The organism is Bradyrhizobium genosp. P, from assembly GCF_049949265.1.
Lineage (GTDB): Bacteria > Pseudomonadota > Alphaproteobacteria > Rhizobiales > Xanthobacteraceae > Bradyrhizobium.
This window is the reverse complement of record NZ_CP188195.1, coordinates 910165-934544: the sequence shown is the minus strand read 5'-3', so window position 1 is coordinate 934544 and position 24380 is coordinate 910165. Positions and strand designations below refer to the sequence as shown.

Annotated in this window: 19 protein-coding genes; 6 read left to right on the top strand and 13 right to left on the bottom strand. The window is 65.1% G+C overall.

Annotation, left to right across the window (positions count from 1 at the left end):
- Window positions 1-42 precede the first annotated feature (42 nt).
- Window positions 43-1317, top strand: a complete 1275-nt coding sequence (locus ACP2YO_RS04550; RefSeq protein ID WP_426439453.1) for an NAD(P)/FAD-dependent oxidoreductase — start codon at window positions 43-45, stop codon at window positions 1315-1317.
- A gap of 192 nt (window positions 1318-1509) precedes the next feature.
- Here the strand turns inward: ACP2YO_RS04550 and ACP2YO_RS04545 are convergent, their stop codons facing one another.
- Both ACP2YO_RS04545 and ACP2YO_RS04540 read right to left on the bottom strand, forming a co-directional pair.
- Entirely contained in the window at window positions 1510-2721 is a 1212-nt protein-coding gene (locus tag ACP2YO_RS04545; protein ID WP_426439451.1) for an ABC transporter substrate-binding protein, read from the bottom strand.
- Window positions 2722-2772: 51 nt separating this feature from the next.
- Complete coding sequence (locus tag ACP2YO_RS04540) at window positions 2773-3975, bottom strand: cytochrome P450 (RefSeq protein WP_426439449.1); 1203 nt, start codon at window positions 3973-3975, stop codon at window positions 2773-2775.
- 97 nt (window positions 3976-4072) lie between these two features.
- On the opposite strand from ACP2YO_RS04540, the gene ACP2YO_RS04535 reads away from it, so the two are divergent.
- Together ACP2YO_RS04535 and ACP2YO_RS04530 are read left to right on the top strand one after the other, a co-directional pair.
- A complete protein-coding gene (locus ACP2YO_RS04535; RefSeq protein WP_426439447.1) occupies window positions 4073-4594 on the top strand; it encodes a MarR family winged helix-turn-helix transcriptional regulator in 522 nt (173 codons plus the stop codon).
- 346 nt (window positions 4595-4940) lie between these two features.
- Window positions 4941-5954 carry an IS5 family transposase gene (locus ACP2YO_RS04530; RefSeq protein WP_426434110.1) on the top strand — a complete coding sequence of 338 codons (1014 nt, stop codon included), beginning with the start codon at window positions 4941-4943 and terminating at the stop codon, window positions 5952-5954.
- Between the two features lie 280 nt (window positions 5955-6234).
- Here the strand turns inward: ACP2YO_RS04530 and ACP2YO_RS04525 are convergent, their stop codons facing one another.
- Window positions 6235-8097, bottom strand: a complete 1863-nt coding sequence (locus ACP2YO_RS04525) for a feruloyl-CoA synthase (RefSeq protein ID WP_426439445.1) — start codon at window positions 8095-8097, stop codon at window positions 6235-6237.
- A 189-nt stretch (window positions 8098-8286) separates the two neighbouring features.
- Between ACP2YO_RS04525 and ACP2YO_RS04520 the strand changes: the two genes are divergently transcribed.
- Together ACP2YO_RS04520 and atzF are read left to right on the top strand one after the other, a co-directional pair.
- Window positions 8287-8742 (top strand): MarR family winged helix-turn-helix transcriptional regulator, encoded by a 456-nt coding sequence (locus ACP2YO_RS04520; protein WP_426439443.1) that lies wholly within the window; start codon window positions 8287-8289, stop codon window positions 8740-8742.
- A gap of 285 nt (window positions 8743-9027) precedes the next feature.
- Entirely contained in the window at window positions 9028-10767 is a 1740-nt protein-coding gene (gene atzF, locus ACP2YO_RS04515; RefSeq protein ID WP_426443060.1) for an allophanate hydrolase, read from the top strand.
- A 171-nt stretch (window positions 10768-10938) separates the two neighbouring features.
- Here atzF and ACP2YO_RS04510 read toward each other — a convergent pair whose 3' ends face one another.
- From ACP2YO_RS04510 to ugpB, 10 genes are all read right to left on the bottom strand, one after another.
- Entirely contained in the window at window positions 10939-11676 is a 738-nt protein-coding gene (locus tag ACP2YO_RS04510; protein ID WP_426439441.1) for a GntR family transcriptional regulator, read from the bottom strand.
- Window positions 11677-11691: 15 nt separating this feature from the next.
- Complete coding sequence (gene hpxZ, locus ACP2YO_RS04505; protein WP_426439439.1) at window positions 11692-12084, bottom strand: oxalurate catabolism protein HpxZ; 393 nt, start codon at window positions 12082-12084, stop codon at window positions 11692-11694.
- A 3-nt stretch (window positions 12085-12087) separates the two neighbouring features.
- The gene (locus ACP2YO_RS04500) at window positions 12088-13485 is read right to left on the bottom strand and encodes an AtzE family amidohydrolase (RefSeq protein WP_426439437.1); all 1398 of its coding nucleotides are present in this window, start codon (window positions 13483-13485) and stop codon (window positions 12088-12090) included.
- A gap of 7 nt (window positions 13486-13492) precedes the next feature.
- On the bottom strand, window positions 13493-13672 hold the full coding sequence (locus ACP2YO_RS04495) for a DUF4089 domain-containing protein (protein WP_426439435.1): 180 nt from the start codon (window positions 13670-13672) through the stop codon (window positions 13493-13495).
- Window positions 13673-13862: 190 nt separating this feature from the next.
- On the bottom strand, window positions 13863-15689 hold the full coding sequence (locus tag ACP2YO_RS04490) for a dipeptide ABC transporter ATP-binding protein (RefSeq protein ID WP_426439433.1): 1827 nt from the start codon (window positions 15687-15689) through the stop codon (window positions 13863-13865).
- Window positions 15690-16392: 703 nt separating this feature from the next.
- Complete coding sequence (locus tag ACP2YO_RS04485; RefSeq protein WP_426439431.1) at window positions 16393-17292, bottom strand: ABC transporter permease; 900 nt, start codon at window positions 17290-17292, stop codon at window positions 16393-16395.
- A 3-nt stretch (window positions 17293-17295) separates the two neighbouring features.
- A complete protein-coding gene (locus ACP2YO_RS04480; protein ID WP_426439429.1) occupies window positions 17296-18309 on the bottom strand; it encodes an ABC transporter permease in 1014 nt (337 codons plus the stop codon).
- A 419-nt stretch (window positions 18310-18728) separates the two neighbouring features.
- Window positions 18729-20351 carry an ABC transporter substrate-binding protein gene (locus ACP2YO_RS04475; protein WP_426439427.1) on the bottom strand — a complete coding sequence of 541 codons (1623 nt, stop codon included), beginning with the start codon at window positions 20349-20351 and terminating at the stop codon, window positions 18729-18731.
- 256 nt (window positions 20352-20607) lie between these two features.
- A complete protein-coding gene (locus tag ACP2YO_RS04470) occupies window positions 20608-21555 on the bottom strand; it encodes an aminoglycoside phosphotransferase family protein (RefSeq protein WP_426439425.1) in 948 nt (315 codons plus the stop codon).
- A 280-nt stretch (window positions 21556-21835) separates the two neighbouring features.
- The gene (ugpB, locus tag ACP2YO_RS04465) at window positions 21836-23074 is read right to left on the bottom strand and encodes a sn-glycerol-3-phosphate ABC transporter substrate-binding protein UgpB (protein ID WP_426443059.1); all 1239 of its coding nucleotides are present in this window, start codon (window positions 23072-23074) and stop codon (window positions 21836-21838) included.
- Between the two features lie 264 nt (window positions 23075-23338).
- Between ugpB and ACP2YO_RS04460 the strand changes: the two genes are divergently transcribed.
- Entirely contained in the window at window positions 23339-24334 is a 996-nt protein-coding gene (locus ACP2YO_RS04460; protein ID WP_426439423.1) for a TRAP transporter substrate-binding protein, read from the top strand.
- Window positions 24335-24380: the final 46 nt, after the last annotated feature.

Sequence of the window (24380 nt, the reverse complement as noted above, 5' to 3'; positions counted from 1 at the left end):
TAATCAGGCGACGAAGCCATTCGAAACCGAGGGCGACATCGCATGACACAGGCACCGGCCAAACCTCATCGCGTGGTGATCGTCGGCGCCGGCTTCGGCGGGCTGGAAGCGGCCTTTGGCTTGTCAGGCGCGCCGGTCGAAATCACCCTGATCGACCGCCGCAACCACCATCTGTTCCAGCCGCTGCTCTACCAGGTCGCGACCGCATCGCTCGCGACCAGCGAGATCGCCTGGCCGATCCGCTATCTCCTGCGCGACCGGCACGAGGTGACCACTCTATTTGCCAATGTCTGCGGCGTTGACGCCGCCGACAAGCGCGTGCTGGTCGATGACGGCGACAGCGTTCCCTATGACACGCTGATCCTCGCCACCGGCGCACGCCATGCCTATTTCGGTCATGACGAATGGGAGCCGTTCGCGCCCGGGCTGAAGACGCTGGAGGACGCCACCACCTTGCGCCGGCGCATCCTGGTCGCATTCGAGCGCGCCGAGCGCGAGACCGATCCGGAGATTCGCGCGGCGCTGTTGACCTTTGTCGTGATCGGCGCCGGCCCGACTGGTGTCGAGATGGCCGGCACCATCGCCGATCTCGCCAACGACACCCTGCCGCGCGACTTCCGCCACATCGACACGCGCAAGGCGCGCGTCGTGCTCATCGAGGCCGGCCCGCGCGTGCTGGCGGGCTTTCCCGACGATCTCTCGGCCTATGCGCAGCGCTCGCTCGAAAGCCTCGGCATCGAGGTGATGTTGGGCGAGCCCGTCACCGAATGCTCGGCCGACGGCGTTGTGTTCGGCGGCAAGACGCTCGCCGCGCGCACCATCGTCTGGGCCGCCGGCGTCCGCGCCTCGCGGGCCGCCGAATGGCTGAACGCGCCGGCCGATCGCGCCCAGCGGCTGCAGGTCGAGCCCGACCTGACCGTGCCCGGCCATCCCGAGATCTTCGCGGTCGGCGACACTGTCACGATCAAGGATTCCGACGGCAATCCGGTGCCCGGCATTGCGCCGGCCGCCAAGCAGGAGGGACGTTATGTCGCCGCGCTGATCAAGGCGCGGCTCAAGGGCGAAACGCTACCGCCGTTCCGCTACAAGCATGCCGGCAGCCTCGCGCAGATCGGCAAGCGGCTCGCGGTGATCGACTTCGGCAAGTTCAAGCTGCGCGGCACCATCGCCTGGTGGATCTGGGGCATTGCCCACATCTACTTCCTGATCGGCCTGCGCAACCGCCTCAGCGTCGCGCTGAGCTGGATGTGGATCCACGCCCGCAACCAGCGCGCCGCGCGGCTGATCACGCAAGGCAGCAGCAAGGTAGACCAGTAGGCTTTCAGCCCACTCCACTCACAAGCCCGTCCGTCTCCCTCGCCCCGCTCTTGCGGGGAGAGGGTTGGGGTGAGGGGCTGCATCCACGAGCGGAGTACTCGGAGAGTCCCCCTCACCCGTATCGCATCTGTCGATGCGATACGGCCTCTCCCCGCACGCGGGGCGAGGCGAAGAGACACAGCGGCGACGGCCTTACTTCACCAGCGAACAGCCGCCATCTGCCATCGGCCGGAACGCCTGCTCCGCCGGAATCGTCGCGATCAGCTTGTAATAGTCGTACGGATATTTCGACTCCTCCGGCTTCTTCACCTCGAACAGATACATCGGGTGGATGACGCGGCCGTCCTGGCGGATGGCGACGTCGCCGAATAGTTTGTCCTTGCCGTGGAACGTCTTCATCTGCGGCACCACGACCTTGGCGTCGTCGCTGCCGGTGGCGGCCACCGCGTTGAGATAGGCGAGCGTGGAAGCGTAGACGCCGGCCTGGTTGCCGCTCGGCATCTTGCCGTTCATGCCGGGGCGCGCCGCGAAACGTTTGGCAAACGCGCGAGTGTCGTCGTTCATGTCCCAGTAGAAGGCCTCGAGCAGTTGCAGGCCCTGCGCGACCTTCAGGCCCATGCCGTGGATGTCGTTCACGAACAGCAGGAACGCCACCAGGGTCTGACCGCTCTGCTGGATGCCGAACTCGGCCGCCTGCTTCACGGTGTTGATGGTGTCGCCGCCGGCATTCGCAAGGCCGATCACCTTGGCTTTCGAGCCTTGCGCCTGCAGCAGGAACGAGGCGAAGTCCGAGGTGCCGAGCGGATGCTTGCTGGAGCCAAGCACCTTGCCGCCGTGCTTCTCGATGTAGTTGGTCGCCTCAGCTTCGATGCCCTTGCCGAGCGCGTAGTCGACCGTCACAAAATACCAGTCCTTGCCGCCGCGTTGCATCATCGCGGCCGCGGTGGTGTTGCCGGTCGCCCAGACGTCATTGACCCATTGAATGGTGTTCGGCGAGCAGGCCTTGCCGGTGAGATCGGAGCTTGCGGTCGACGACGCCAGGAACGTCATCCGGGAATCGCGCAGGATGGTGTTGACGGCGAGTCCAACGGCCGAATTCGGCACATCGACGATGGCGTCGACGCCGTCGACGTCGAGCCATTTGCGCGCGATCGCAGAGCCCACATCGGCCTTGTTCTGGTGGTCGGCATAGACGATCTCGACCTTGATGCCTTTGCCGCCGCCGTTGAAATCTTCCGCGGCCACCCGCGCGGCTTCCACCGAGCCCATGCCGTTGGTGTCCTGGAAGATGCCGGAAATGTCGTTGAGCACGCCGACCCGCACCACATCGCCGGAAATTTCCGCATGCGCGACGCCCACGGCACAGGTCAAAGCCAGCGCCAGACCAAACCCAAAGCCCCTCATCGTATCCCCTACCTTGCGTTGTTCCTCAGCCAGCCTGTATCGAGTTGTTCGTCAGGCCGGCGTGATCTCCACCGGCAGGCTGGTGAGCCCACGCAGCGTGTTGTTGAAGAGGCGCTTCGGTTCACCCGTGATTTCGATCCTGGCAACGCGACGCGCCAGCGCCGCCATCATCACCTCGCCCTCGAGGCGGGCGACGAGCTGGCCGACGCACATGTGGATGCCCGAGCCGTAGCCGACATGGCCCGACGTGCGGCGCGTGATGTCATAGGTGTCGGGCTTGTCCCAGCGGCGCGGATCGCGGTTGGCCGCAGCGAGGAACATCAGCACCTTCTCGCCTTCGGGAATTTGGGCGCCGCTGAGCTCGACGTCGCGGGTGGTGGTGCGGAAGAAGGTCTGGACCGGGCTTTCGAACCGCACGGCTTCCTCGAAGGCGTTGCGCGCCAGCGTCGGATCGCTGCGCAGCTTCTGGAACTGGTCCGGAAAGCGCGCGAGGCAATAGACCGCGGCGCCGATGCCGTTGACGGTGGTATCGAGACCGGCCGACAGCAGCGAGCGCACCAGAAGCGGCGCCTCGGTCTCGGTGATGGCGCCGTTATCGACGTGGGCGTGGATGCAGGCGCCGATGCCGCCCGGGGTGAGATTGTCGCGCTGACACTGCTCGGCGATATAAGCCTGATGCGGCGCCGAGCGCTCGATCGCCTCCTTGCGCAGCTCATTCGGCGGCCCGAAGGCGTTGAACACCAGGCTCGCGTAAGGCAGCAAATGCTCGCGGCCCTCCGGCCTCAAGCCCAGCGCATCGGGGAAGATCGACAGCGGATAGGCCTCCGCAAGGTCCTCGATCGCGTCAAAGGTTCGCTTCTCCAGCAGCGCATCGACGCGGGCCTCGGCCGCGGCGGCAAACCGTCCGCGAAGCTGCTTCATCACGGTCGCCGACAGCACCGTGCTCAACACCGTGCGGGTGCGGGCATGCGCTGGCGGATCGGCCTCCAGGATCAGGCTCGGCGGCCGCCACGGCTTCTCCTTGGCGAAATCGCTGAGGCCAACGCCCCGGCTGGAGCAGAACGTCGCAGGATCGTTCAGCACCGCATAGACCTCGGCGTAGCGCGCCACGCTATAGATGTTCCACTGGTCGAGATAGACCACGGGTGCGGCCTCGCGCAGCCGCTCATGGGTCGGGAACGGATCGGCGAAGAAATCCATCGCAAAGGGATCGACGTCGAGATGCGCAACGGGCGCGGCTGAGGGTTCGGTCATCGGGGCCTCCCGAGGTTTGATCTTGTCAACACAAGCTGCATGTCACTTGCTCCCAAATCTATTGCTCCAAAGCAATTTCGCAGCGATGATTTGAGAGATGAGTCAGCCCCTCCCCCGCAAGCCACGCCGGCCCAGACCGGCCAATCCCGCAGAAGCCGCCACCGGCCCGCTGCTCGACCTCAATCGCTATGTGCCGGCCTTCATCACCTTCATCGGCAACAAGCTGTCGAACAGCGCCACCGCCTATTACCAGAAGAATTTTGGCGTCAACGTCACCGAGTGGCGGATCATCTCGCAGCTTGCGATCGAGCCGGGCATTCCGGCCTCGCGGATCTGCCAGGTGATCGGCTTCGACAAGGGACCGGTCAGCCGCAATCTCGCCGCGCTGCAGAAGCGCGGGCTCTTGGCGATCCGCACCGCGCCCGACGACGGCCGCACCCATTCGATCACGCTGACCGCTCGCGGCCGCGCGGTGCACGACAAGGTCATCGTCGCCGCGCTGGAACGCGAGCGGCGGCTGCTGTCCTGCCTGAAAAAGGACGAGCGCGAGGTGCTGATCGACCTGCTGCGCCGGCTGCACGAGAATCTCGGCGCCGTGACCGGGCAAAGCATGAGCTGACGGCGCTGCCGGGCATCTGGATGCCATCGAGCCGACGGCGTGCCCTGAACTGGCGACCGAGTTCCGTGCTGTTCGCGCCGTGCCGCGCAACATTCTTCCTCCCAAAACGCGCGGCCGTTGACCGGCCCTGCTCCATTGCGGCGGAAACTCGCACAGCTTAGTTGCCTTAGCAACTAAAATCCGGAACGTGTGCGGCGCGGCAAGAGGAAGCGGGCGCGAAACCGAGGTCAGTTGGGGTTAGACTAGAGAGCTTTCCACTTGTTCAGTTCACCTCTCCCGCTTGCGAGGGCTTTGCGTAAAGGCGAATCTGCGATTCTCTAAGACCGAGCTGAACATGGAGCTGGGGATGGCGTATCGGCAGGTTGGGCAAGCGAGCTTCGCAGATGCGCTGGCGTCGCGGCGGGGGAAAGGGGGTGCGGTGCTGAGGCGGATTTGCGAGCTGGTCGATTGGGCGGCTATCGAGCGCGTGCTGCGCGGCCTCCCGGAACCGGAGCGTGGCGCGCCGCCCTATCCGCGGCTGGTGATGTTTAAGGCGCTGCTGTTGCAGCAATGGTACGGGCTGTCCGATCCGGAGCTGGAAGAAGCGCTCGATGACCGGACCTCGTTCCGAGAATTCTGCGGCTTTGTGCTCGGTGACGAGACGCCCGACCACACGACGATCTGGCGCTTCCGCGAAGCTTTGCAGCAGGCCAGTCTGGACGAGACGCTGTTCTCCGAGATCCTGCGCCAGATCGACGCGCGCGGGCTGGTGCTGCGCCGAGGCACATTGATCGATGCCAGCCTGATCCCGTCGGCGGTGAAGCCGCCGAAGCCACCGAAGGAGCCACTGCCGCCCGGCCCGGACGGGCGCGCGCCGAGCAAGCTGGTCAACAGCGAGCGCGATGCGGATGCGCGATGGACCAAGAAGGGTGGCAAGCGGTACTTCGGCTACAAGGCGCATGTCGGCGTCGACCAGAGCTCGGCGATCATCCGTCGCAGCAAGCTGACCGACGCCGCGGTCAACGACACGGTGCCGGCCGACGAGTTGATCAGCGGTGACGAGAAGGCGGTCTACGCCGACCAAGCCTATGACAAGCACGAGCGCCGCGCCGGGCTCGCGGCCCGGGGCATCAAGCCGCGGCTGATGTTCCGGCCCAACAAGCATCATGCCCTGACCGAGCGACAGAAGCGCTTCAACGATGCCGTGGGACGGCGCCGCGCGCCGGTCGAGCAAGTCTTCGCGCGCCTCAAGGGCGTCTACGGCTGGGCCCGCGCTCGCTATCTGGGCCTGGCACGCAACCACACTCATCTGCGCCTTCTCTGCCTGGCCATGAACCTCAAACGATGGGCAATATTGCGCCCAATCGGAGTTCCGGCATGACCGCCGCTCCGCAATACTGTCGATCGGCTGGGCAAACGAGGCCGTACATCCTCGCGCGCCGTCCAAGAGCAAGCAAAAAAATCCCTGATACAGGCCCTCACTCCCGCAGAGGCGATTGCGCAAAGCCCTCGCTTGCGGGGGAGGTCGACGCGCGTAGCGCGGCGGGTGGGGGCTCTTTCCACAATGTGACTCGCGGAGAGAGCCCCACCCGGCCCTCCCCCGCAAGCGGAAGAGGGAGCAGAGTTCCGATACGGCCCGCGCCTTATCCGCCTGTTCGATCTCACCCGCCGCAGGCGATCGGCTCAACGGCCGCGTCATCCTGCAGCACGGCGAGTGCTGCGCCGCGGCGGGTCAGTACGGCGCGCTGGTTGATGTAGCCCTTGTCGGTGATCTCGCCGCCATCGACGGAGGCCGGTTCGGCGAGCAGCAGCGCGCAGGTGGCGTGGCCGGAGGAATGCGCGCCCAGCGCCTTCAATTTTGCCAGCCCTTGCGCGATCGCGCCACGAACGCTGGGGTGACTGATCACATCCCTGACGTCGGCACTCTCGGGCAGACCGGCCGCCGCGCGGCAGGCGGCGATGTTGGGAAATACCAGGAACCGTACGTCGTCGCGGCTGTGGCCCGATACGACAATGTCCTGCGCCAACGGCGCCAGCGCGGCGATGCCGGCGACGCGCAGCGTGCCGACGTTGACCCAGGTACCGGAATTGAGCTTGAAATCCTCCGCGACGCGGCCGTCGAAGAACAGGCCGAGCTCGGGCCTGTCAGGATCGGCGAAGGTGACGGCGTCGCCGATCTTGTAAAAGCCTTCCTCGTCGAACGCCTGCCTGGTCAGCTCGGGCGCCTTCCAATAGCCCGGGGTGACGTTCGGGCCGCGCACGCGCACCTCGAGCTTGTCGCCCGACGGCACGAGCTTCAGCTCGGTGCCTGGGATCGGCACGCCGATATTGCCGGAACGCTCGGCCAGGAAATGGCAATCGGTAGCGAGAGGCGAGGTCTCGGTCGAGCCCCAGGCCGACACCATCGGCAGGCGCCGGCCGACCGTCTGGAGCGACAGCTCCTCCAGCGCATCCCAGAGATTCTGCGGCAGCGCCGCCCCGGCATAGAAGGCGAATTTGGTGCCGTCGAAGAACCTGCGGCGCAGCGCCTCGTCGGTGCGCAGCGCCGCGATCAGCATGTCGAAGCCGCGCGGCACGTTGAAATAGACCGACGGCACCACGCTGCGCAGATTGGCCAGCGAGGTCGCGAACAGGCCGGGCGCCGGTTTGCCGGCATCGATATAGAGCGTGCCGCCGTTGCGCAGCACCAGGTTGAAATTGTGGTTGGCGCCGAAGGTATGGCTCCAGGGCAGCCAATCGAGGATGACGAGCCCGTCACGACTGTCCTCAAGGAACGTCCAGGTCTGTGCCTTGGCCTGCTGGCTCGAGGTCAGCATACCCTGGGTGTTGATCACCGCCTTCGGCGTGCCCGTCGAGCCCGAGGTGAAGAGGAATTTGGCGATCGTATCCGGCGTCACGGCGGCGAAGGCTTCTGCGACATCCGACGACTCAGGCGCCGCCGCAATAGTGCGGAACGGCAGCGCGTCGGCATCGTCAGGGTTGCCGCTGACGACGGTCGCCTGATGCAGGGGCTTGATCGCGGCCAACGCCGCCGCGAACGGCTTGGTGCCGGTCACGTAGATCGCGCCGGGCTCAAGCAGGCTGATCATGCTCTTCAGCTTGTCGAAGTCTTTCGACATCAGCGAATAGGCCGGTGAGATCGCGGCCGACGGCACCCCGACATGCTGGGCGGCGAGCGCGAACAGCGCATGATCGATGCTGTTGTCGGAGAGGATGACGAGCGGCCGTTCGGCACTTAATCCTTGCGCCCGAATCCAGAACGCAGCGGCGCGGACAATCTGGAGCGCATCGCGATAGGTGACGGTGGTCCAGGGCACGTCGGCACTGGCACGTTCGCCGAGGAAAATGCGATCCGGCGCCTGCCGCGCCCAATGCTCCAGCCAGTCGCCAATACAGCGCGCGCCCGGCTTCAATGGCGTCGTGGAGCGGACAAGGATGCTGCCGTCGGCGCGGCGGTCTGCGACGATCGCAGGCGTTGCGAACAGGCTGCTCGGGGTCTCACCGCTGCTGGCGGCCATCGTCATGGTTTCCTCCTCACCCGTCTTTTGCGGGGATCATTTGCCATAATGCTGCGAGCATCAATTGTTGTCGTCAACAACAATCTTTCCCTTAGGCGAACGACGCGGTAGCATATGGTCATGGCGAGGAAACAAGAGGCGGCACGCAAGGCAGTCGAATCGGTAGTGGCCCATCGGCGCTCTGCGACGCACTCAATGAACGGCGGCGCGCACGGCAACGACGCTGAGCACGAGATCGGCCTCGACGCGCTGGCCGGCCATGCCGGCTATGCGGTGCGGCGCTTCCAGCTTTGGATATTCCAGGACTTCATCAAGACGCTCGCCGCGGTCGATATCCGCCCGACGCAATATTCCGTCATGACCGTGATCGGCGCCAATCCGGGGCTGAGCCAGATGGCGGTGGCAAAACGGCTCGGGATCGAACGCGCACGGCTGGTGCACCTGCTCGACAGCCTCGAGCAGCGCAACCTCGTCAGCCGCAGCGCGTCGGCCACGGACCGCCGTTCCCATGCGCTGCACCTGACTGCGCGTGGCAAGTCGGCACTGGCGCAGTTCAGGCGGCTCGCCGCCGAGCACGAGCGGCACGTCGCCGAGAAGATCGGCAAGGAGAACCGCGAGCGGCTGCTGCAAATCTTGTCCTGCTTCACCTGATCTTCAAGCGTCTGATCATTTCCGCCTATTGATTAGGCAGATGCGCTGTTGCGGGTTCTCGCAGCGAACCCTTCGGTTCGCGCACGGCCGCTTCAAGTACCTGAGATTATGCAATAATCTTCCGAACGATGAATCCGGAACAAATGTACACAATGGCACATCGCTTGCTTCGATCAGGCCGGGATTATCTCCGGCGAGGCAGCACCGCCTCGCCGGTCAACGGGCGGGGCCAACGACGTGACTGAAACTGTGGCCGCGATATCAGCTGCGCACCGCGCCGGCACCATGACGGCGGCGCAAACCATCGCACGCAGCTATCAGCGCATCCGCGAACACAACGATCCCGCGATCTTCATCAGCCTGCGCGACGAAAAGGACGCCATCGCCGAGGCCGAGCGGCTTGCGGCGAAAGACCCGGCGCAGCTCCCGCTCTATGGCGTGCCGGTCGCCGTAAAGGACAATATCGACGCCAAGGGCCTGCCGACCACCGCCGCCTGCCCGGCGTTCTCCTACATGCCGGCGCACGACTCCACGGCGGTTGCGAAGCTGCGCGAGGCCGGCGCCATCATCATCGGCAAGACCAATCTCGACCAGTTCGCCACCGGCCTGGTCGGCGTGCGGTCGCCCTATGGCATTCCCAGAAATCCGGTTCGCGACGACCTCATTCCCGGCGGATCAAGCTCGGGCTCGGCGGTTGCGGTGTCGGCCGGCCTTGTGCCACTTGCGCTCGGCACCGATACCGCGGGCAGCGGCCGCGTGCCGGCGATGCTCAACAACATCGTCGGCCTCAAGCCGAGCCTCGGGCTGATCTCGACCGCGGGCCTGGTGCCGGCCTGCCGTACGCTCGATTGCATCTCGGTGTTCTCGCTCACAGTCGACGATGCGATGACCGCGCTTGCCGTGATGGCGGGGCCCGACGGCGCCGATCCGTTCTCGCGCAACCGGCCGCTGGGCCACCTCGCGGCGTTTCCAACGCAACTGAAGCTCGGCATTCCCCGCAACGGCCAGCTCATCTTCTTCGGCGACCGCGAATCGGAGAAGGCCTATGGCGAGGCGCTGAAACGATGGGAAGCGCTCGGCGCAACGCTGGTCGAATTCGACCTCGAACCGTTCTACGAGACCGCGCGGCTGCTCTATGAAGGCCCGTGGGTCGCCGAACGCTATCTGGTGATCCGCAACCTGCTGGCGTCATCGCCCGACGCCATTCATCCCGTGACCCGCGAGATCACGGCGGCTGGCGCGCGGCTCACCGCGGCGGACACCTTCTCCGCGCTGTACCGCCTGCAGGCGCTCCGCGCCATCACCGCGCGCGCCTTCGCGCAGCTCGACGCGGTCGTGCTGCCGACGGCGCCGACGGTCTATTTGACCGCGCAGGTGCTGGCCAATCCGGTCGAGCTCAATTCCCGGCTCGGCACATACACCAACTTCGTCAATCTGCTCGATCTCTGCGGGCTGGCGCTGCCGGCGGCGATGCGGCCCGACGGCGCGCCGTTCGGCATCACGCTGCTGGCGCCGGCCGGCCGCGACGCGGAACTCGCCAGCATCGGCCGCGCCTTCCATGCGGACACCGGGCTTGCCGTCGGAGCCAAATCGCTGCCACAGCCGCCGCTCGCCGCAACGCCAATGGCGGCGCAGGACGAGATTCCGATCGCAGTGGTCGGCGCCCACCTCTCCGGCATGGCGCTGAACGGCGAATTGACGGCGCTCGACGCGCGCCTGCTCGAAGAAGCCGTGACTGCGGCTGATTACAGGCTCTATGCGCTCGACACCACGCCGCCGAAGCCCGGCATGCTGCGCATCGAGGCGGGCACGGGCACCGGGATCAAGCTCGAACTCTGGGTGATGTCACCGGCCGCGTTCGGCAAATTCGTCGCCGCAATTCCGCCGCCGCTGTCGATCGGAACGATCCGGCTTGCGGATGGACGCGAGGCCAAGGGTTTTCTCGTCGAGCCAGCCGCGATCAACGGCGCGAAGGATATTTCGGCCTATGGCGGCTGGCGCGCGTTTGTGGCGGAGAAGGCCTAGCCGCAGCGGCAGTCTGCTCCCTCGTCCCGCAAGCGGGGCGAGATGAAGAGACCGTCGTCGTCACCGTCATTGCGAGAAGCGAAGCGACGAAGCAATCCATCGCTCCGCAAGTGGTGAGATGGATTGCTTCGTTCGCTCGCAATGACGGGAGCAGCCGAGACTCCGGTCGAACTACACCGACACCGCGTAAATCTCATACTCGCCGCGCACGAGCTCTATATGGGCGCGCATCGCGGCTGCGGCGCCGGCCTTGTCGCCGCGCATGATGGCGACAACGACGCGGTCGTGCTCGGCGTGGGATTTGGCGAGACGGCCGAGATTGCGGAACTGGGCGCGGCGGAACGGCTGCACGCGGACGCGCGTCGCGAGCGTGATCTCGGCGATATAGGCATTTTGCGATCCCGCATAGATCGCGTTATGGAAACGCTCATTAACCTCATGGAAACGGTCGGGATTGCCGGTGTAGCTCAACACCCGCAGTTCCTCGTGGACTGCTTCGAGCCCGTGGCGTTCCGCCGGCGTCATGCGCTCGGCGGCAAGGCCTGCGCACATCGCCTCCAGTTCGGCCATCGCCTCGAACATGCCGGTCAGCCGCTCCAGCGACGGCCTCGCCACCACCGCGCCGCGATGGGCACGGGCGTCGATCAGGCCAGAGGCCGCGAGCTGCCGCAACGCCTCCCGCACCGGCGTGCGCGAGACGTTGAAGCGGCGCGCGATCTCGCTCTCGTCGAGGGCGGCGCCCGGCGCCAGCGTGCCGCGCACGATCTCGTCGGCAAGCTGCAGCCTGAGTTCCTCGGCGCGGGTGATCTTGTCCAGCGGCGACGATGGACGATCGACGCGCCGCACCGTCGCCTCGGGCTCGCTGCCCTGCGGTTGCGGTGCGCGTGTTGGAAGATCGTCCAGGCTCATGCCTCCAGCATCCGTTCAGGTATCTTTGGGCTCGTCGATGATGCTGACATGGGCCGCGACGATTCTCCACCCCTCCGGGAAGCGAATCCAGGTCTGCATCTGCCGGCCGACCCTGCCCGGCGTGGCCTCGCGATAGAACAGCGTCGAGGCGATTGCGGTATCGCGGCCATAGGTCGTGATCACGGTGCGGTCGGTTTTGCGCATCAGCCCGACCGGTGAACGCCCGGCGCGGAACGCCATGATCTCGTCGTAGCCGTAGAGGTTTTCGGCGATGCCATAGCGCAGCGTGCGCTTGTCGTTGTGGAACAGCTCGTCGAGCACCGCGACGTCGTTCGTAACGAGCGCCTTCTCGTAGCGATCGAACTGGGCCGTGACTTCGGCGAGCACGTCGGGAAGATCGATGTCCATGGTTCAGAGTCCCCTCGGCAGCGGCGCTGCCGCGACGCCCATTTTCTCCAGCGCGTAAGCCACCCGCAGCGCGATGTCCTCGCGCCAGGGCGCGGCGATGATCTGCACGCCGATCGGCATCGGCTCCAGCGGCACCGGCACGGCGACCACGGGCAGGCCGATGAACGAGATCGGCTGGGTGTGGATGCCGATATTGGCGCGCACCGGAAGCTCGACGCCATCGAGCACGAAATTCACCTGCCCGAGTTTTGGCGCGGTGCAGGGCGTCGCCGGCGCCAGAATCACGTCGACCGACTTGAACAGCTCCAGCACCTTGGCGCGATACCAGCGGCGGAATTTCTGCGCCTTGTCAACGTAAGGCGCCGGGACCATCGCGCCTGCGATGAGGCGGTCGCGCACCGCCGGGTCGAAATCGTTGGGACGCTTGCGCAAGCGATCGAGATGCAGCGAGGCACCCTCGGTCGTGGTGATGATATACGCGGCGGCGCGGGCACGCGCGACTTCCGGAAGCTCGACTGTCTGCGTGGCATCCAACGCCTTCGCCACCCGCGCCACGGCTTCAGCCGCTTCCGGCAAGACGTTCTTTTGGAAGTAGCCGCCGGCGATGGCGACGCGCAGTCCGCCGATATCAGCAGTCAGCGACGGCAATGCTGGCTCGACCGGCCGCGTCGTGCAGGCGGCGTCATCGGCGTCCGGCCCCTGCATCGCGTCGTACGCAAGCGCCAGGTCCTTCACATCGCGCGCGAACGGGCCGAGATGATCGAGGCTTGCCACGAACGGATAGGACCGCGCTCGCGACAGCCTGCCATAGGTCGGCTTCAGGCCGAAAATGCCGCAGAACGACGACGGCACGCGAATCGAGCCGTTGGTGTCGGAGCCGAGCGCGATCGGCACCAGCGCGCCGCCGACAGCGCTGCCGGAGCCCCCCGAAGAGCCACCGGCCATCCGCGTCGGATCGTGCGGATTGCGCGACGGGCCGTCATGAACATTCTCGCCGGTGAAGTCGTAGGCGTATTCGCCCATGTTGAGCGCGCCGACCAGCACGGCGCCGGCCGCCTCCATCCGCTCGATTAACGCGGCGTCGCGCGATGACGGCGGCAGGTCGCGGTTGATCTTCGAACCGGCGCGGGTGGACAGGCCCTGCACGTCGAACAGGTTCTTCACCGCAAACGGCACGCCGGCGAGCGGACCGGCCGGTTGGCCAGCCGCAATCGCGGCGTCGATCGCGCTCGCCCTGGCACGCGCACGATCGGCGGTGACGTCGGTGAAGGAGTTGAGGACCTTGTCGTAGGTAGCAATGCGCGACAACGCGGCCTCGATCGCGTCAAGCGCGGTGATTTTTCGGTCTGATACGGCCTGTGCGATGTCGGCGGCGGACATGGGAGCAGATACCTCGGACATTGCGATCTCAGGCCGAATAGATGGCGGCCGACTCGGTCTCGTCCGGCAGCGCGAATTCATCGACCAGCCGCGCCAGCCGCAGCGACACTTCGAGATTTGCGCGCACGGCAGGACGCCATGTGTCCTCCACCGGCAACGCCATCGCCTTGGCGACAGCATTGATATAGTCGTCGAGATGATCGGCCATTTCGCTCCCGTTCAGGTTCTTCCGATCACCTCTCCCCAGCGGGGAGAGGTCGGCGCGTAGCGCCGGGTGAGGGGATCAGGTCCCACGAGAGAGCGCAACCCCTCACCCGGATTGCATCTGACGATGCAATCCGACCTCTCCCACAAGGGGAGAGGTGGACCTCCGACGTGGCGACCGTTTGACCCATGCCCTAGTGAACCGGCAACGGCGGATGCGGGATCGCCGTCAACAGCTCCCTTGTATAGGCATCCTGCGGATTGCCCAAGACCTGTTCAGACGAGCCCTGCTCCACAATACGGCCAGAGCGCATCACGATAACGCGGTCGCATAGCAGGCGCACCACGTTGAGATCGTGCGACACGAACAGATAGCTCATGCCCATCGACTGCTTGAGGTCCTGCAGCAGATTAAGCACGACCGCCTGCACCGAGACGTCGAGCGCCGCGGTCGGCTCGTCGAGGATGACGAGCTTTGGATGCAAGGCAATCGCGCGCGCGATGCCGACGCGGGCTTTCTGACCGCCGGAGAGCTGGTGCGGGAACCGATCCAGCAGATTGAGCGGCAGGCCGACCAGCCGCGCCAGTTCCTCGCAGCGGTCGCGCAGCGCATTGCGTCCCTTGATATCGCCGAGTTGCATGATCGGATCGGCGATCGCGCGCGCCGCGGTGAAGCGCGGATTGAGGCTGTCGGTCGGATCCTGGAACACCATCTGGATCTGGCTGCGCTGCGGCAGCCGCGCAAAGGACTGCGGCATGATGCCGCCGATGTCTTCGCCGTCGAACACGATGCGGCCCGAGGTCTGGTCCAGCAATCGCATCACCATCATCGACGTCGTCGACTTGCCGCAACCGGATTCGCCGACCAGGCCGACGCTCTCGCCATGACCGACATGGAAGCCGATGCCGTCGACGGCGCGGAAAATCTCCTCCTCCACCGGCGGCTTGCGGCCAAACAGTTTTCCCAGCACGGCGCCGGCGCCCTGGCGGGGATATTCCTTGACCAGCTTTTCGACGAGGAGAAGGGGCTGGGTCTTCTCCGCGCCGGCGCTTTCCTTCTCCCTCGCCCCGCTCTTCGCGGGGAGAGGGTTGGGGTGAGGGGCTGCTTCCACGAGCGCAGTGCTTGGAGAGTCCCCCTCACCCGCCGCACTGCGTGCGTCGGCCTCTCCCCGCACGCGGGGCGAGGCGGAAGATTCCTCCTCCGGCAACAGATCGCGCAGCGACACACCGATCCGCGGGGTCGCGCGCATCAGCTTCTTGGTGTAGGCGTGCTGGGGCGCGGCGAAGATATCCGCTGATTTCGCGGTCTCGACCACGCGGCCCTTCTCCATCACCACGACGCGGTCGCAATAGGCCGCCGCGAGACCGAGATCGTGCGTGATCAGGATGGTTGACATCGACCGTCGCTTGGTCAGCTCGACGATCAGATCCATCACCGCCTTCTGCGTTGTGACGTCGAGGCCGGTGGTCGGTTCGTCCGCGATCAGGAGCTGCGGATTGCAGGCCAGCGCCAGCGCGATCACGACGCGCTGGCACATGCCGCCGGACAGCTCGAACGGATAGGCATGGTAGCGCTCGCGCGGACGGGCGATCTTGACCTGCTCCAGCGCCTCGATCGCCTTCTCGCCGCGGTCGCCGACGGTGGCCTGCTGGACGTGCTGGCGTAGCACGTCCTCGATCTGGTCGCCCACCTTGCGGATCGGGTTGAGCGCGGCACGCGGGTTCTGGAACACCATCGAGACCTCGCGGCCGCGCAGGTCGCGCATCTGGCTCTCGGTCGCCGCCTTGACATCGATGCCGGAGAACATCACCGAGCCCTCGGCGATCCGCCCCGCACGGTCGAGGATGCGCATCACGGCATAGGATGTCACCGACTTGCCGGAGCCGGACTCGCCGACGATGCCGACGGTCTCGCCCTTGGCAACGGAGATGCTGACGTGCTGCACCGCCTTCACGATGCCGCGGCGGGTGTTGAATTCGACGGTGAGGTCGGCGACGTCGAGCAGCGGGGGCGCGGTCATGGGCGCCTCCCCTCATGCGAGGCGTCTTCCAAAAATCCGCAAAACAACCCCATGCAAAGTAGCGGAGGGGTAGCGTGACACCGTGCCGAGACAGTCATCACGTCCTCCGCTGCGGCAGAGTGCCCCCTCGCCCCGCTCTTGCGGGGAGAGGGTTGGGGTGAGGGGCATCTATCGGCGCACACAGCCGACTGAGGAGTTCGCGGAGACTCCCCCTCACCCGGATCGCATTCCATGCGATCCGGCCTCTCCCCGCAGGCGGGGCGAGGCGAAGAAGGGCGCGGAGCGAGCTGAAACCCATCATCACGTCCTCCGCTGCGGCAGAGTGCCCCCTCGCCCCGCTCTTGCGGGGAGAGGGTTGGGGTGAGGGGCATCTATCGGCGCACACAGCCGACTGAGGAGTTCGCGGAGAGTCCCCCTCACCCGGATCGCATTCCATGCGATCCGGCCTCTCCCCGCGGGCGGGGCGAGGCGAGGGAAGATGCGGCGCAGGCCGACCATCATCACGTCCTCCGCTGCGGCAGAGTGCCCCCTCGCCCCGCTCTTGCGGGGAGAGGGTTGGGGTGAGGGGCATCTATCGGCGCACACAGCCGACTGAGGAGTTCGCGGAGACTCCCCCTCACCCGGATCGCATTCCATGCGATCCGGCCTCTCCCCGCAGGCGGGGCGAGGCGAAGAAGGGCGCGGAGCGAGCTGAAACCCATCATCACGTCCTCCGCTGCGGGTCGACGATGTCGCGCAGGCCGTCGCCGAGCAGGTTGAAGCAGAACACCGCGATCATCAGCGCGAGGCCGGGAAACAGCGCGATCCACCATTCGCCCGACACCATGAAGCCGGCCCCCTCCGCGACCATGATGCCCCACTCCGCGGTCGGCGGCCGGACGCCGAGGCCGATGAAGGAAAGGCCGGCCGCATTGAGGATCGTATAGCCCATGGTCAGCGACATCTGCACGATCATGATCGGCATGATGTTGGGCAGGATATGCACCAGCAGGATACGGTACTCGCCGTTGCCGGACAGCCGCGCCGCCTGCACGAAGCCGGCGTTGCGGCGGACATTGGCTTCGGCGCGCGCGACGCGGGCATAGAGCGGGAAATTCACGATCGCGGTCGCGATGATGATGTTCTGCACGGTGTTGCCGAGGGCTGCGACGATGCCCATCGCCAGCACGAACAGCGGGAACGCCATGATGGTGTCGGCGATGCGGCCGACGATGCGATCGGTCCAGCCGCCGAAATAGCCGGCGGCGATGCCGGCAAGCCCGCCCATCAGAAACACCAGCACAACGGAGGCGACCGCGATGAAAGTATCGAGCCGGGTCGCGACAATGACGCGGCTGAAGAGGTCGCGGCCGAGCTGGTCGGTGCCGAACCAGTGCGCCGCCGAGGGTGCCTTCAGCGCAGCCGCCGTGTCTGAGGCGAGCGGGTCGTACGGCACGATGTACGGGCCGAACAGCGCCGCGAACAGGATCAGGAGCAGGAGGGCGAAGGCGAAGCCGGTGACTTTGTTTTCGCCGAGGACGTACCGGGTCTGCTCGATGATCGCGGCCAGTCCCGACGTGCGCGCGGGACCGGCAGGCTCAACGACGGGCGCGACCGTGCTCATTGTTCAGCCCTCCAGCCTGACGCGTGGATCGATCACGCCATAGAGAATGTCGATGATGAGATTGAGCAGCACGTACATGACGGCCATGGTCAGCACGAAACCCTGCACCGGCGCGAAATCGGACGCGATCAGCGCTTCCACCGCATACGAGCCGATGCCGGGCCAGGCGAACACCTTCTCGACCAGCACATTGGCCCCGAGCAGGAACGAGAACACCATGCTGAGCGTGGTGATCACGGGCAGCATCGCATTGCGGAACGCATAGGTGACGATCACCTTGCCCGGCGACAGGCCGCTGGCGCGCGCGGTGCGGACAAAATCGGAGGCCAGCACCGCCAGCATCGACGCGCGCGTCATGCGCGCGATCGGCGCGAGCGAAAAGATCGCAAGCGTCACCGCCGGCAGGATCAACTGGCTGAGCGCGGAGCGAAACGCCTCGAAATCGCGCGCGATCAAGGTGTCGATCAGATAGAAGCCGGTGACGGTCGGCGGCGCACTGTAGAATACGTCCAGGCGCCCGAGCGGCGCCGGTGACCAGCCGAGCTGGAAATAGAACACATAGACCAGCACGAGACCGGTAAAGAACACCGGCAGCGACACGCCGGCCGTGGTCGTGACACGGCAGAGATGATCGATCCAGGAGCCCGGCCGCGTTGCCGCCAGCACGCCGAGCGGGATCGCGATCACGATCGAGACGACAAGGCCGAGCAAGGTGAGTTCAGCCGACGCCGGCAGGCGACTGCGCAACTCGGCCGCGACCGGCTGGCCCGTCGTCAGCGAGTTGCCGAAATCGCCATGTGCGAGGTCGTTGGTGTAGTTGAAGAACTGCTCGATCAGCGGCTTGTCGAGGCCGAGCTTCTTCCTGATTTGCTCCACCGCCTCCTTGGTCGCCGCCGGCCCTGCAAAATAAGCCGCCGGATCGCCCGGCAGCGCCCGCGTGAGCAGGAACGTCACGATCACGACCCCGATCAGCGACGGAATCGCGAACAGAAGCCGCTTGCCGATGAGGGTCAGCATGAGACGCTCCCGGCTGCAGCGCGCAAAGCCACAACGGCGGTAACCGGGCTCCCTCCCCCCTTGCGGGGGAGGGTTGGGGAGAGGGGTGCCGCTTGCTCCGCTGCAAGATGGAATCGAACTTCCGCTGAGCTGTTCGTAATGGGGTGAAATGGCTTGGCACGGTCTCGCAACATGTCGTGCTTGCGAGTATGCGGCTTACCCCTCTCCCCAACCCTCCCCCGCAAGGGGGGAGGGAGCCTGAGAGACGTGCTCACCTTACGGACGCGTGTCAACATGAGCGCCTCCGGACTGCATCGTGCAAAGCCACAACGGCGGTAGCCGGGCTCCCTCCCCCGCAAGGGGGGAGGGAGCCTGAGGGGCGTGCTCACCTTACGCGGAGTTGCATACGAGAGAATGTTACCGGCGAAGCCCATCACACCTCACCCCTTCGCCATCGCGCGGTAGTCGAGCCGGCGGTGGAACCAGTATTCGTAACCGGAGATGTTCTTCTGCATCGCGACGTTGACGAAGGGCTGATACAGCGGAATCCGCGGGATGTCGGAGAAGGCGAGATCGACGAAGCCCTTGACGTCGGAATCGTAGACCGCGGTGTCGCCGACGGCCGCGGCATTGCGCGCACCGTCGATCAGCCTGTCCATCTCCGGCGACTTGTAGCTCATGGTGTTGAAGACGGAATTGTTGCCGTGATAGCACCAGTAGAAGAAGTATTCGGGGTAATCGAGCCAGCCGGAGAACACGTTGGTGAACAGCGGCATCTCCTTCTTGTTCAATTCGGTGCGCCAGTTGGCGCCGGGCACCTTGTTGATCGTGGTCTTGATGCCGAGCTGGGCGAGGCTCTCCTGCACCAGCACGCAGAGCGGCTCGTTGACGCCGGCGAAATTCAGATCGAACGAGATCGTGGTCTCGAAGCCGTTGGCGTAGCCGGCCTCGGCAAGCAGCGCCTTCGCCTTCTCCATGTCGGTGACGTATTTGGTCGGCTGCGGCCAGGCGACCTCGGTCGGCTTGTCCTTTGGCGCGCCGAACATCGGATTGGCGAGGCCGAACATCACCGCATCCATGATCTTCTGATACGGCATCGCGTAGGCCATCGCCTGCCGCACCTTGAGATTGTCGAACGGCGGCTTGGTGACGTTCATGCCGATATACTGGATGCCGTTCGAGAAGGGCAGCGACACCACGTTGAGCTTGCCGCTCGCCTTCATCTCCTGGAAATCCTTGAACGGCAGCTCATAGGAGATGTCGGCGTCGCCGCGCTCGAGCAGCGCGCGGCGGTTGCCGGCCTGCGGCACCATGCGCCAGATCACGCGCCTGATCTTCGGCATCGGACCGCAGACCCAGTCTTCGTTACGCTCCATGACGACTTCGGTACCGGCAGTCCATTTCGTGACCTTGTAGGCGCCGGAGCCCGCGGTCTGCTGCTTGGTGTATTCGAGGCCCCAGGGGTCCTTTTCGTTGGCGTTCTTCTTCACGAGTTCGGAGTTGATGACGCAGGGCACGATCACGGCGAGATCGGGAATCGTCAGCCTGTCCTTCTTCAGGAAATCGACGCGCACGGTGTGGTCGTCGACGACGACGAACTGCTCCGGCTTGGTCAGCGAGCCCGCGCTCATCTGGAAGGTCGGGAAGCCGCCGACCGTAACGGCGCGATCGAGCGACCATTTGACGTCCTTCGCCGTAACAGGCGCACCGTCATGGAATTTCGCGTTCTTCCTCAGCTTGAAGGTGACCGACATGTCACCGACGTTCATGTCCTCGGCTAGTTCGGGCTTGATCTTGTCGCGGTCGTAATAGGGCACGCCGCCCGGACCGCTCTTCATCTCGTGGCTGATCAGCCGGTCGTAGCAATTCCATGACACCTCGTAGCCCGGCACGTTAGTGCCGATGCCCTGGATGTCGAGATTGTTGGGGCCCCCTTCGGACACGATCAGAAGCGTCTCGGAGCGTGCATCCGCCTTTGCCGGCGACCAGATCGCGGGCGCGGTCGGCGCCAGGGCGCCCGCCGCGATCCCGGACACCGATTTGAGGAAATCGCGACGCTTCATGGGATGCTCCAATGACCTAATGAAAACCGGCTTTGGAACAGGGATCGCAAGGTTTGTGCCAATCCTTAACGGATCACTAAGTCGCGCTAATTGCATGGAATAGCGAGAGAAAAACTGTCTGGTATCTTGATCCGGCTCGGCTGCGAGCCGATCCATTGCATACAAAGAGCCAGTATTTGCTCAATCAGTATGCACGAGATGGGCGATGCTCGCTTTTTGATGCGACAGGCTCGTGCCAATCAGCCGGCGGGCCAGATCAGCTAGGCCAAATCAGCTCTTGCAGCTGCACGAAGTCGTCGACCTTGCCCGGCCAGCCGTCGATGCAAACGTGCCTGAGCGGATCGCTGGCCCGATGCAGCAGCATCAGCGCCATCAGCCGCCGCTTCAGCGCAAACGTCACATCCGCGCGCGAGATGCCAAAGCCGTCGAACAGGCTGCGCACCCGCCGCGGATGGCCGGCGGCCATGAAGGCGCTGGGACCGAGCAGATCGTACTCGCCCCATCCCGTCATCACGTCGCCGAAATCGAACAGTCCCGCGACATGCCAGCCGTCGCCCCCGCGCGCGAGCAGGAAATTTTCGGGGATGTATTCGCCGACCAGAATCACCGGCGGCGCATCCATCGGAATCAGCTCGGCGGCGTCGCGCAAGAGATCATCCAGACCATCGAGAAACTTCTGCGGCAGTCCGAGCCGTTCGTGGCGCGCCCGGCACAGCGCAATCTGGGAGCGCATGTAGGCGTCCCAGCGCGGCTCGATCGCAAGCAATCGGCCCGGTGGCACGCGCTGGACCTCAACGATGACGGCGCCGATCTCGGCAAGCACGCGCTCCTTTTCGGCTTCCGGCAGCGACGGCCACAACTCCGATCCGACGACGCCGGAGAGGCGGGTGATGACGAGATAGGGCCAGCCATCGCGCTCGCCGGCCGCGACAACTTCCGGAATCGGAATGCCGAGCCCGCCACGCAACTCCGCCAGCGTACCGCGCTCGGAGACGAATTGTGGGCGCAGGAATGGCGGGAAAAGCTTCAGGATCAGGTCGCCGTCGAGCCCGACGACGAGGTTGGTACCGGTCGAAAACACATGCGGCGCGTCGCAAGGCAGTCCGTGGCCGTGGGCGATATCGCGCACAACCGGCAGCCAGCGCGAGGTGTCGCCGCGCCAGGCGCGATAGGATTCGTAGTCGGCGATAGGCGGAAGGGGCATGCTCAATCGTTATTCGAGGAGTGGGATCCGTAGCCCGGATGGAGCGCAGCGCAATCCGGGGTGTGATTCCCGGATTTCGCTTCGCTCCGTCCGGGCTACCATTGTTGGTCGACAATTGATCCCCGTCATCCTGAGGTGCGAGCCTTGCGGTGCACTTGCACCGCTGGGCGAGCCTCGAAGGATCGACGGCCACCAGCGCGGCCGATTCATCCTTCGAGACGGCCGCGTTGCGGCCTCCTCAGGATGATGGAGAAGCAGTTGAGCAGCCCAAACAGCCCCCTCACCGATCCGGATTGGCGCGCTCGAACTGGCGCAGCAGGCGGTTGCCGCGCTCGACGGCGTTGTCCATCGCGGCCTGCGCGGTGCGCTTGCCGGCGAAGACGTGCTCAAGCTCGTCCTCGATCACGTCACGGACCAGCACGAACGAACCGAGCCGAATGCCCTTGGAATTATCAGTCGGCGGCTTCAGCGTGATTTCCTCGATTGAAATGGAGGCGCCCGGATTGCGGTCGTAGAAGCCCTGCGCGCGGGTCAGATCGAACGCCGCGCGGGTGATCGGCAGATAGCCGGTGTTCTGGTGCCAGGCGGCCTGCACCTCGGGTCGCGACAGATAGGCAAAGAACTTCGCCACCCCGGCATACTCCGCGCGCGTCCGGTCGCGCAGCACCCACAGCGTGGCGCCGCCGATGATGCTGTTCTGCGGCGCGCCCTGCACGTCAGGGTAATACGGCATCATGCCGTAGCCGATCTCGAAATTCGAGTTGGCCTTGATATCGGCGCGCGTGCCGGACGAGCCGATGAAGATGCCGCATTCGCCCTTTTGGAAGCGCGGCTCGGCGGTCTGCCCGCGGCCGCTATAGTCGAAGGTCTTGTCAGCCTGCCACTGCGCGAGCTCGGCAATGTGACGGACCACGATCGGATTGTTGAAGATCAACTGCGCGTCCAGCCCGCCAAAGCCATTGGCCCGGGTTGCGATCGGGAGATTGTGAAAGGCGGAGAAATTCTCGACGTTGATCCAGGACGGCCACGACGTGGTCACCCCGCACATCGCCCCTGCCGCACGCAGCCGCTTCGCCGCCGCGCCTACCTCGGGCCAGGTCTTCGGCGGCACGTCCGGATCGAGCCCGGCCGAGCGGAACATATCCTTGTTGTAGTAGAGGATCGGCGTCGAGGCATTGAACGCAAACGACAGCATGTTGCCGTCGACATCGGCGTAATAGCCGGCCACCGCCGGCAGATAGGCCGACGGCGTGAACGCCTCCGACTGATCGCGCATCAGCTCGAACACCGGATAAATCGCGCCGCGCGCCGCCATCATGGTGGCGGTGGCGATCTCGTTGACCTGCACGATCGCCGGCTGACTGCGCGAACGGAACGCGAAGATCGCCGCGGTGACGGTCTCGGTGTAGTTGCCCTTGTAGGCAGGCACGATCCGGTAATCGGATTGCGAGGCGTTGAAATCGGCGGCGAGCTTTTCGACCTGCTTGCCGAGTTCGCCCGACATTGCGTGCCACCACATGATGTCGGTCGCAGCGCGCGCAGGCGATACAAGCAGAATAGCCGCGGCGACGGCGAGCTGCAGGACTGTCCAGACCGACTTCACAATGAGGCGTTCCCACGTCAGGTCATGCCGTCATACGGTGCTAGAACCGCAGTTTCAATCTATCCCTCTGGTTGCAGCGCAGAATTAACGATTTGGCCGATGGGCGAACCATTCGGCTTCTGCTAAAAAATGCGTTGAACCTTTTCTTCCCGCCCTGGACACAAATCATAAGGGGAATTGTTGGCTGTGTATCGCCGCGCCGGCCTTTCGCGGACCATGACGCTTGTCGTTGCGCTGTTGTGTACGGCGGTTTCGGCGAGTGCGTTTGCGCGCGAATTCCGCGCTGCCGATACCCAGAACGAGGATTATCCGACCGTCCTTGCATTGCGCTACATGGGCCGGCTGATCGCTGAAGGGACCGGCGGCCGGCATCGGGTGACGGTATTCCATTCGCACCAGCTCGGCGAGGAGAAGGAGACGCTGGAGCAGACCCGGGCCGGCGCAATCGACCTCAACCGGACCAACGTCGCCCTGATCGGAACCATCGTGCCCGCCGTGAGGGTGCTGGCGATGCCGTTCCTGTTTCGATCGCTCGACCATCTGCAAAAGGTGCTGGACGGGCCTGTAGGCACCGACATCCTGAACAGTTTCGAACCCTATGGCTTCGTCGGGCTTGCGTTCTACGATTCCGGTGCCCGCTCGATCTACAACCGCATCCGCCCGGTACATTCGCTCGACGATCTCAGGGGGCTGCGGCTGCGCGTCCAGCAATCGGAACAGATGTCCGACATGATTCGCGCACTTGGCGCCGAGCCGGTCGAAATGGCCTACGGTCAGGTGCTGACCGGGCGCGCCAACGGACTGATCGACGGCGCCGAGAACAATTGGCCGTCCTTCGTCACCACCGGCCACTATAAGTATGCCGGCTATTACTCGCTGACCCAGCATACCGTCAGTCCGGAAGTGCTGGTGATGTCGCTGAAGGCCTGGGCCAGCCTGTCGCCGGACGACAAGAAAATCTTTCGCGAGGCCGCTCAGCGCTCCAGCATCTACATGCGAGAAAAATGGAACGAGCTCGAGGAACGCTCACGCAAACGCGCGGAAGAGACCGGCGTCAAGATCGTGACCGATATCGACCGCAAGCCGTTCGAGGCTGCGATGGCCGGCATCTATGCCAGTGCCGAGCGCGATCCCGCGATATCCGCGCTGATCGAACGTATCCGCAAGGTGGAGTGACCGGATCTTGGCCGCACCCCGACAGGACAGGACACTGAGACGGCCG

Excerpts from the sequence above, each read along its gene's own strand:
- ACP2YO_RS04550 (WP_426439453.1), top strand. The coding sequence starts at position 43 with ATGACACAGGCACCGGCCAAACCTCATCGCGTGGTGATCGTCGGCGCC.
- ACP2YO_RS04545 (WP_426439451.1), bottom strand. The coding sequence starts at position 2,721 with ATGAGGGGCTTTGGGTTTGGTCTGGCGCTGGCTTTGACCTGTGCCGTG.
- ACP2YO_RS04540 (WP_426439449.1), bottom strand. The coding sequence starts at position 3,975 with ATGACCGAACCCTCAGCCGCGCCCGTTGCGCATCTCGACGTCGATCCC.
- ACP2YO_RS04535 (WP_426439447.1), top strand. The coding sequence starts at position 4,073 with ATGAGTCAGCCCCTCCCCCGCAAGCCACGCCGGCCCAGACCGGCCAAT.
- ACP2YO_RS04530 (WP_426434110.1), top strand. The coding sequence starts at position 4,941 with ATGGCGTATCGGCAGGTTGGGCAAGCGAGCTTCGCAGATGCGCTGGCG.
- ACP2YO_RS04525 (WP_426439445.1), bottom strand. The coding sequence starts at position 8,097 with ATGACGATGGCCGCCAGCAGCGGTGAGACCCCGAGCAGCCTGTTCGCA.
- ACP2YO_RS04520 (WP_426439443.1), top strand. The coding sequence starts at position 8,287 with ATGAACGGCGGCGCGCACGGCAACGACGCTGAGCACGAGATCGGCCTC.
- atzF (WP_426443060.1), top strand. The coding sequence starts at position 9,028 with ATGACGGCGGCGCAAACCATCGCACGCAGCTATCAGCGCATCCGCGAA.
- ACP2YO_RS04510 (WP_426439441.1), bottom strand. The coding sequence starts at position 11,676 with ATGAGCCTGGACGATCTTCCAACACGCGCACCGCAACCGCAGGGCAGC.
- hpxZ (WP_426439439.1), bottom strand. The coding sequence starts at position 12,084 with ATGGACATCGATCTTCCCGACGTGCTCGCCGAAGTCACGGCCCAGTTC.
- ACP2YO_RS04500 (WP_426439437.1), bottom strand. The coding sequence starts at position 13,485 with ATGTCCGAGGTATCTGCTCCCATGTCCGCCGCCGACATCGCACAGGCC.
- ACP2YO_RS04495 (WP_426439435.1), bottom strand. The coding sequence starts at position 13,672 with ATGGCCGATCATCTCGACGACTATATCAATGCTGTCGCCAAGGCGATG.
- ACP2YO_RS04490 (WP_426439433.1), bottom strand. The coding sequence starts at position 15,689 with ATGACCGCGCCCCCGCTGCTCGACGTCGCCGACCTCACCGTCGAATTC.
- ACP2YO_RS04485 (WP_426439431.1), bottom strand. The coding sequence starts at position 17,292 with ATGAGCACGGTCGCGCCCGTCGTTGAGCCTGCCGGTCCCGCGCGCACG.
- ACP2YO_RS04480 (WP_426439429.1), bottom strand. The coding sequence starts at position 18,309 with ATGCTGACCCTCATCGGCAAGCGGCTTCTGTTCGCGATTCCGTCGCTG.
- ACP2YO_RS04475 (WP_426439427.1), bottom strand. The coding sequence starts at position 20,351 with ATGAAGCGTCGCGATTTCCTCAAATCGGTGTCCGGGATCGCGGCGGGC.
- ACP2YO_RS04470 (WP_426439425.1), bottom strand. The coding sequence starts at position 21,555 with ATGCCCCTTCCGCCTATCGCCGACTACGAATCCTATCGCGCCTGGCGC.
- ugpB (WP_426443059.1), bottom strand. The coding sequence starts at position 23,074 with ATGTGGTGGCACGCAATGTCGGGCGAACTCGGCAAGCAGGTCGAAAAG.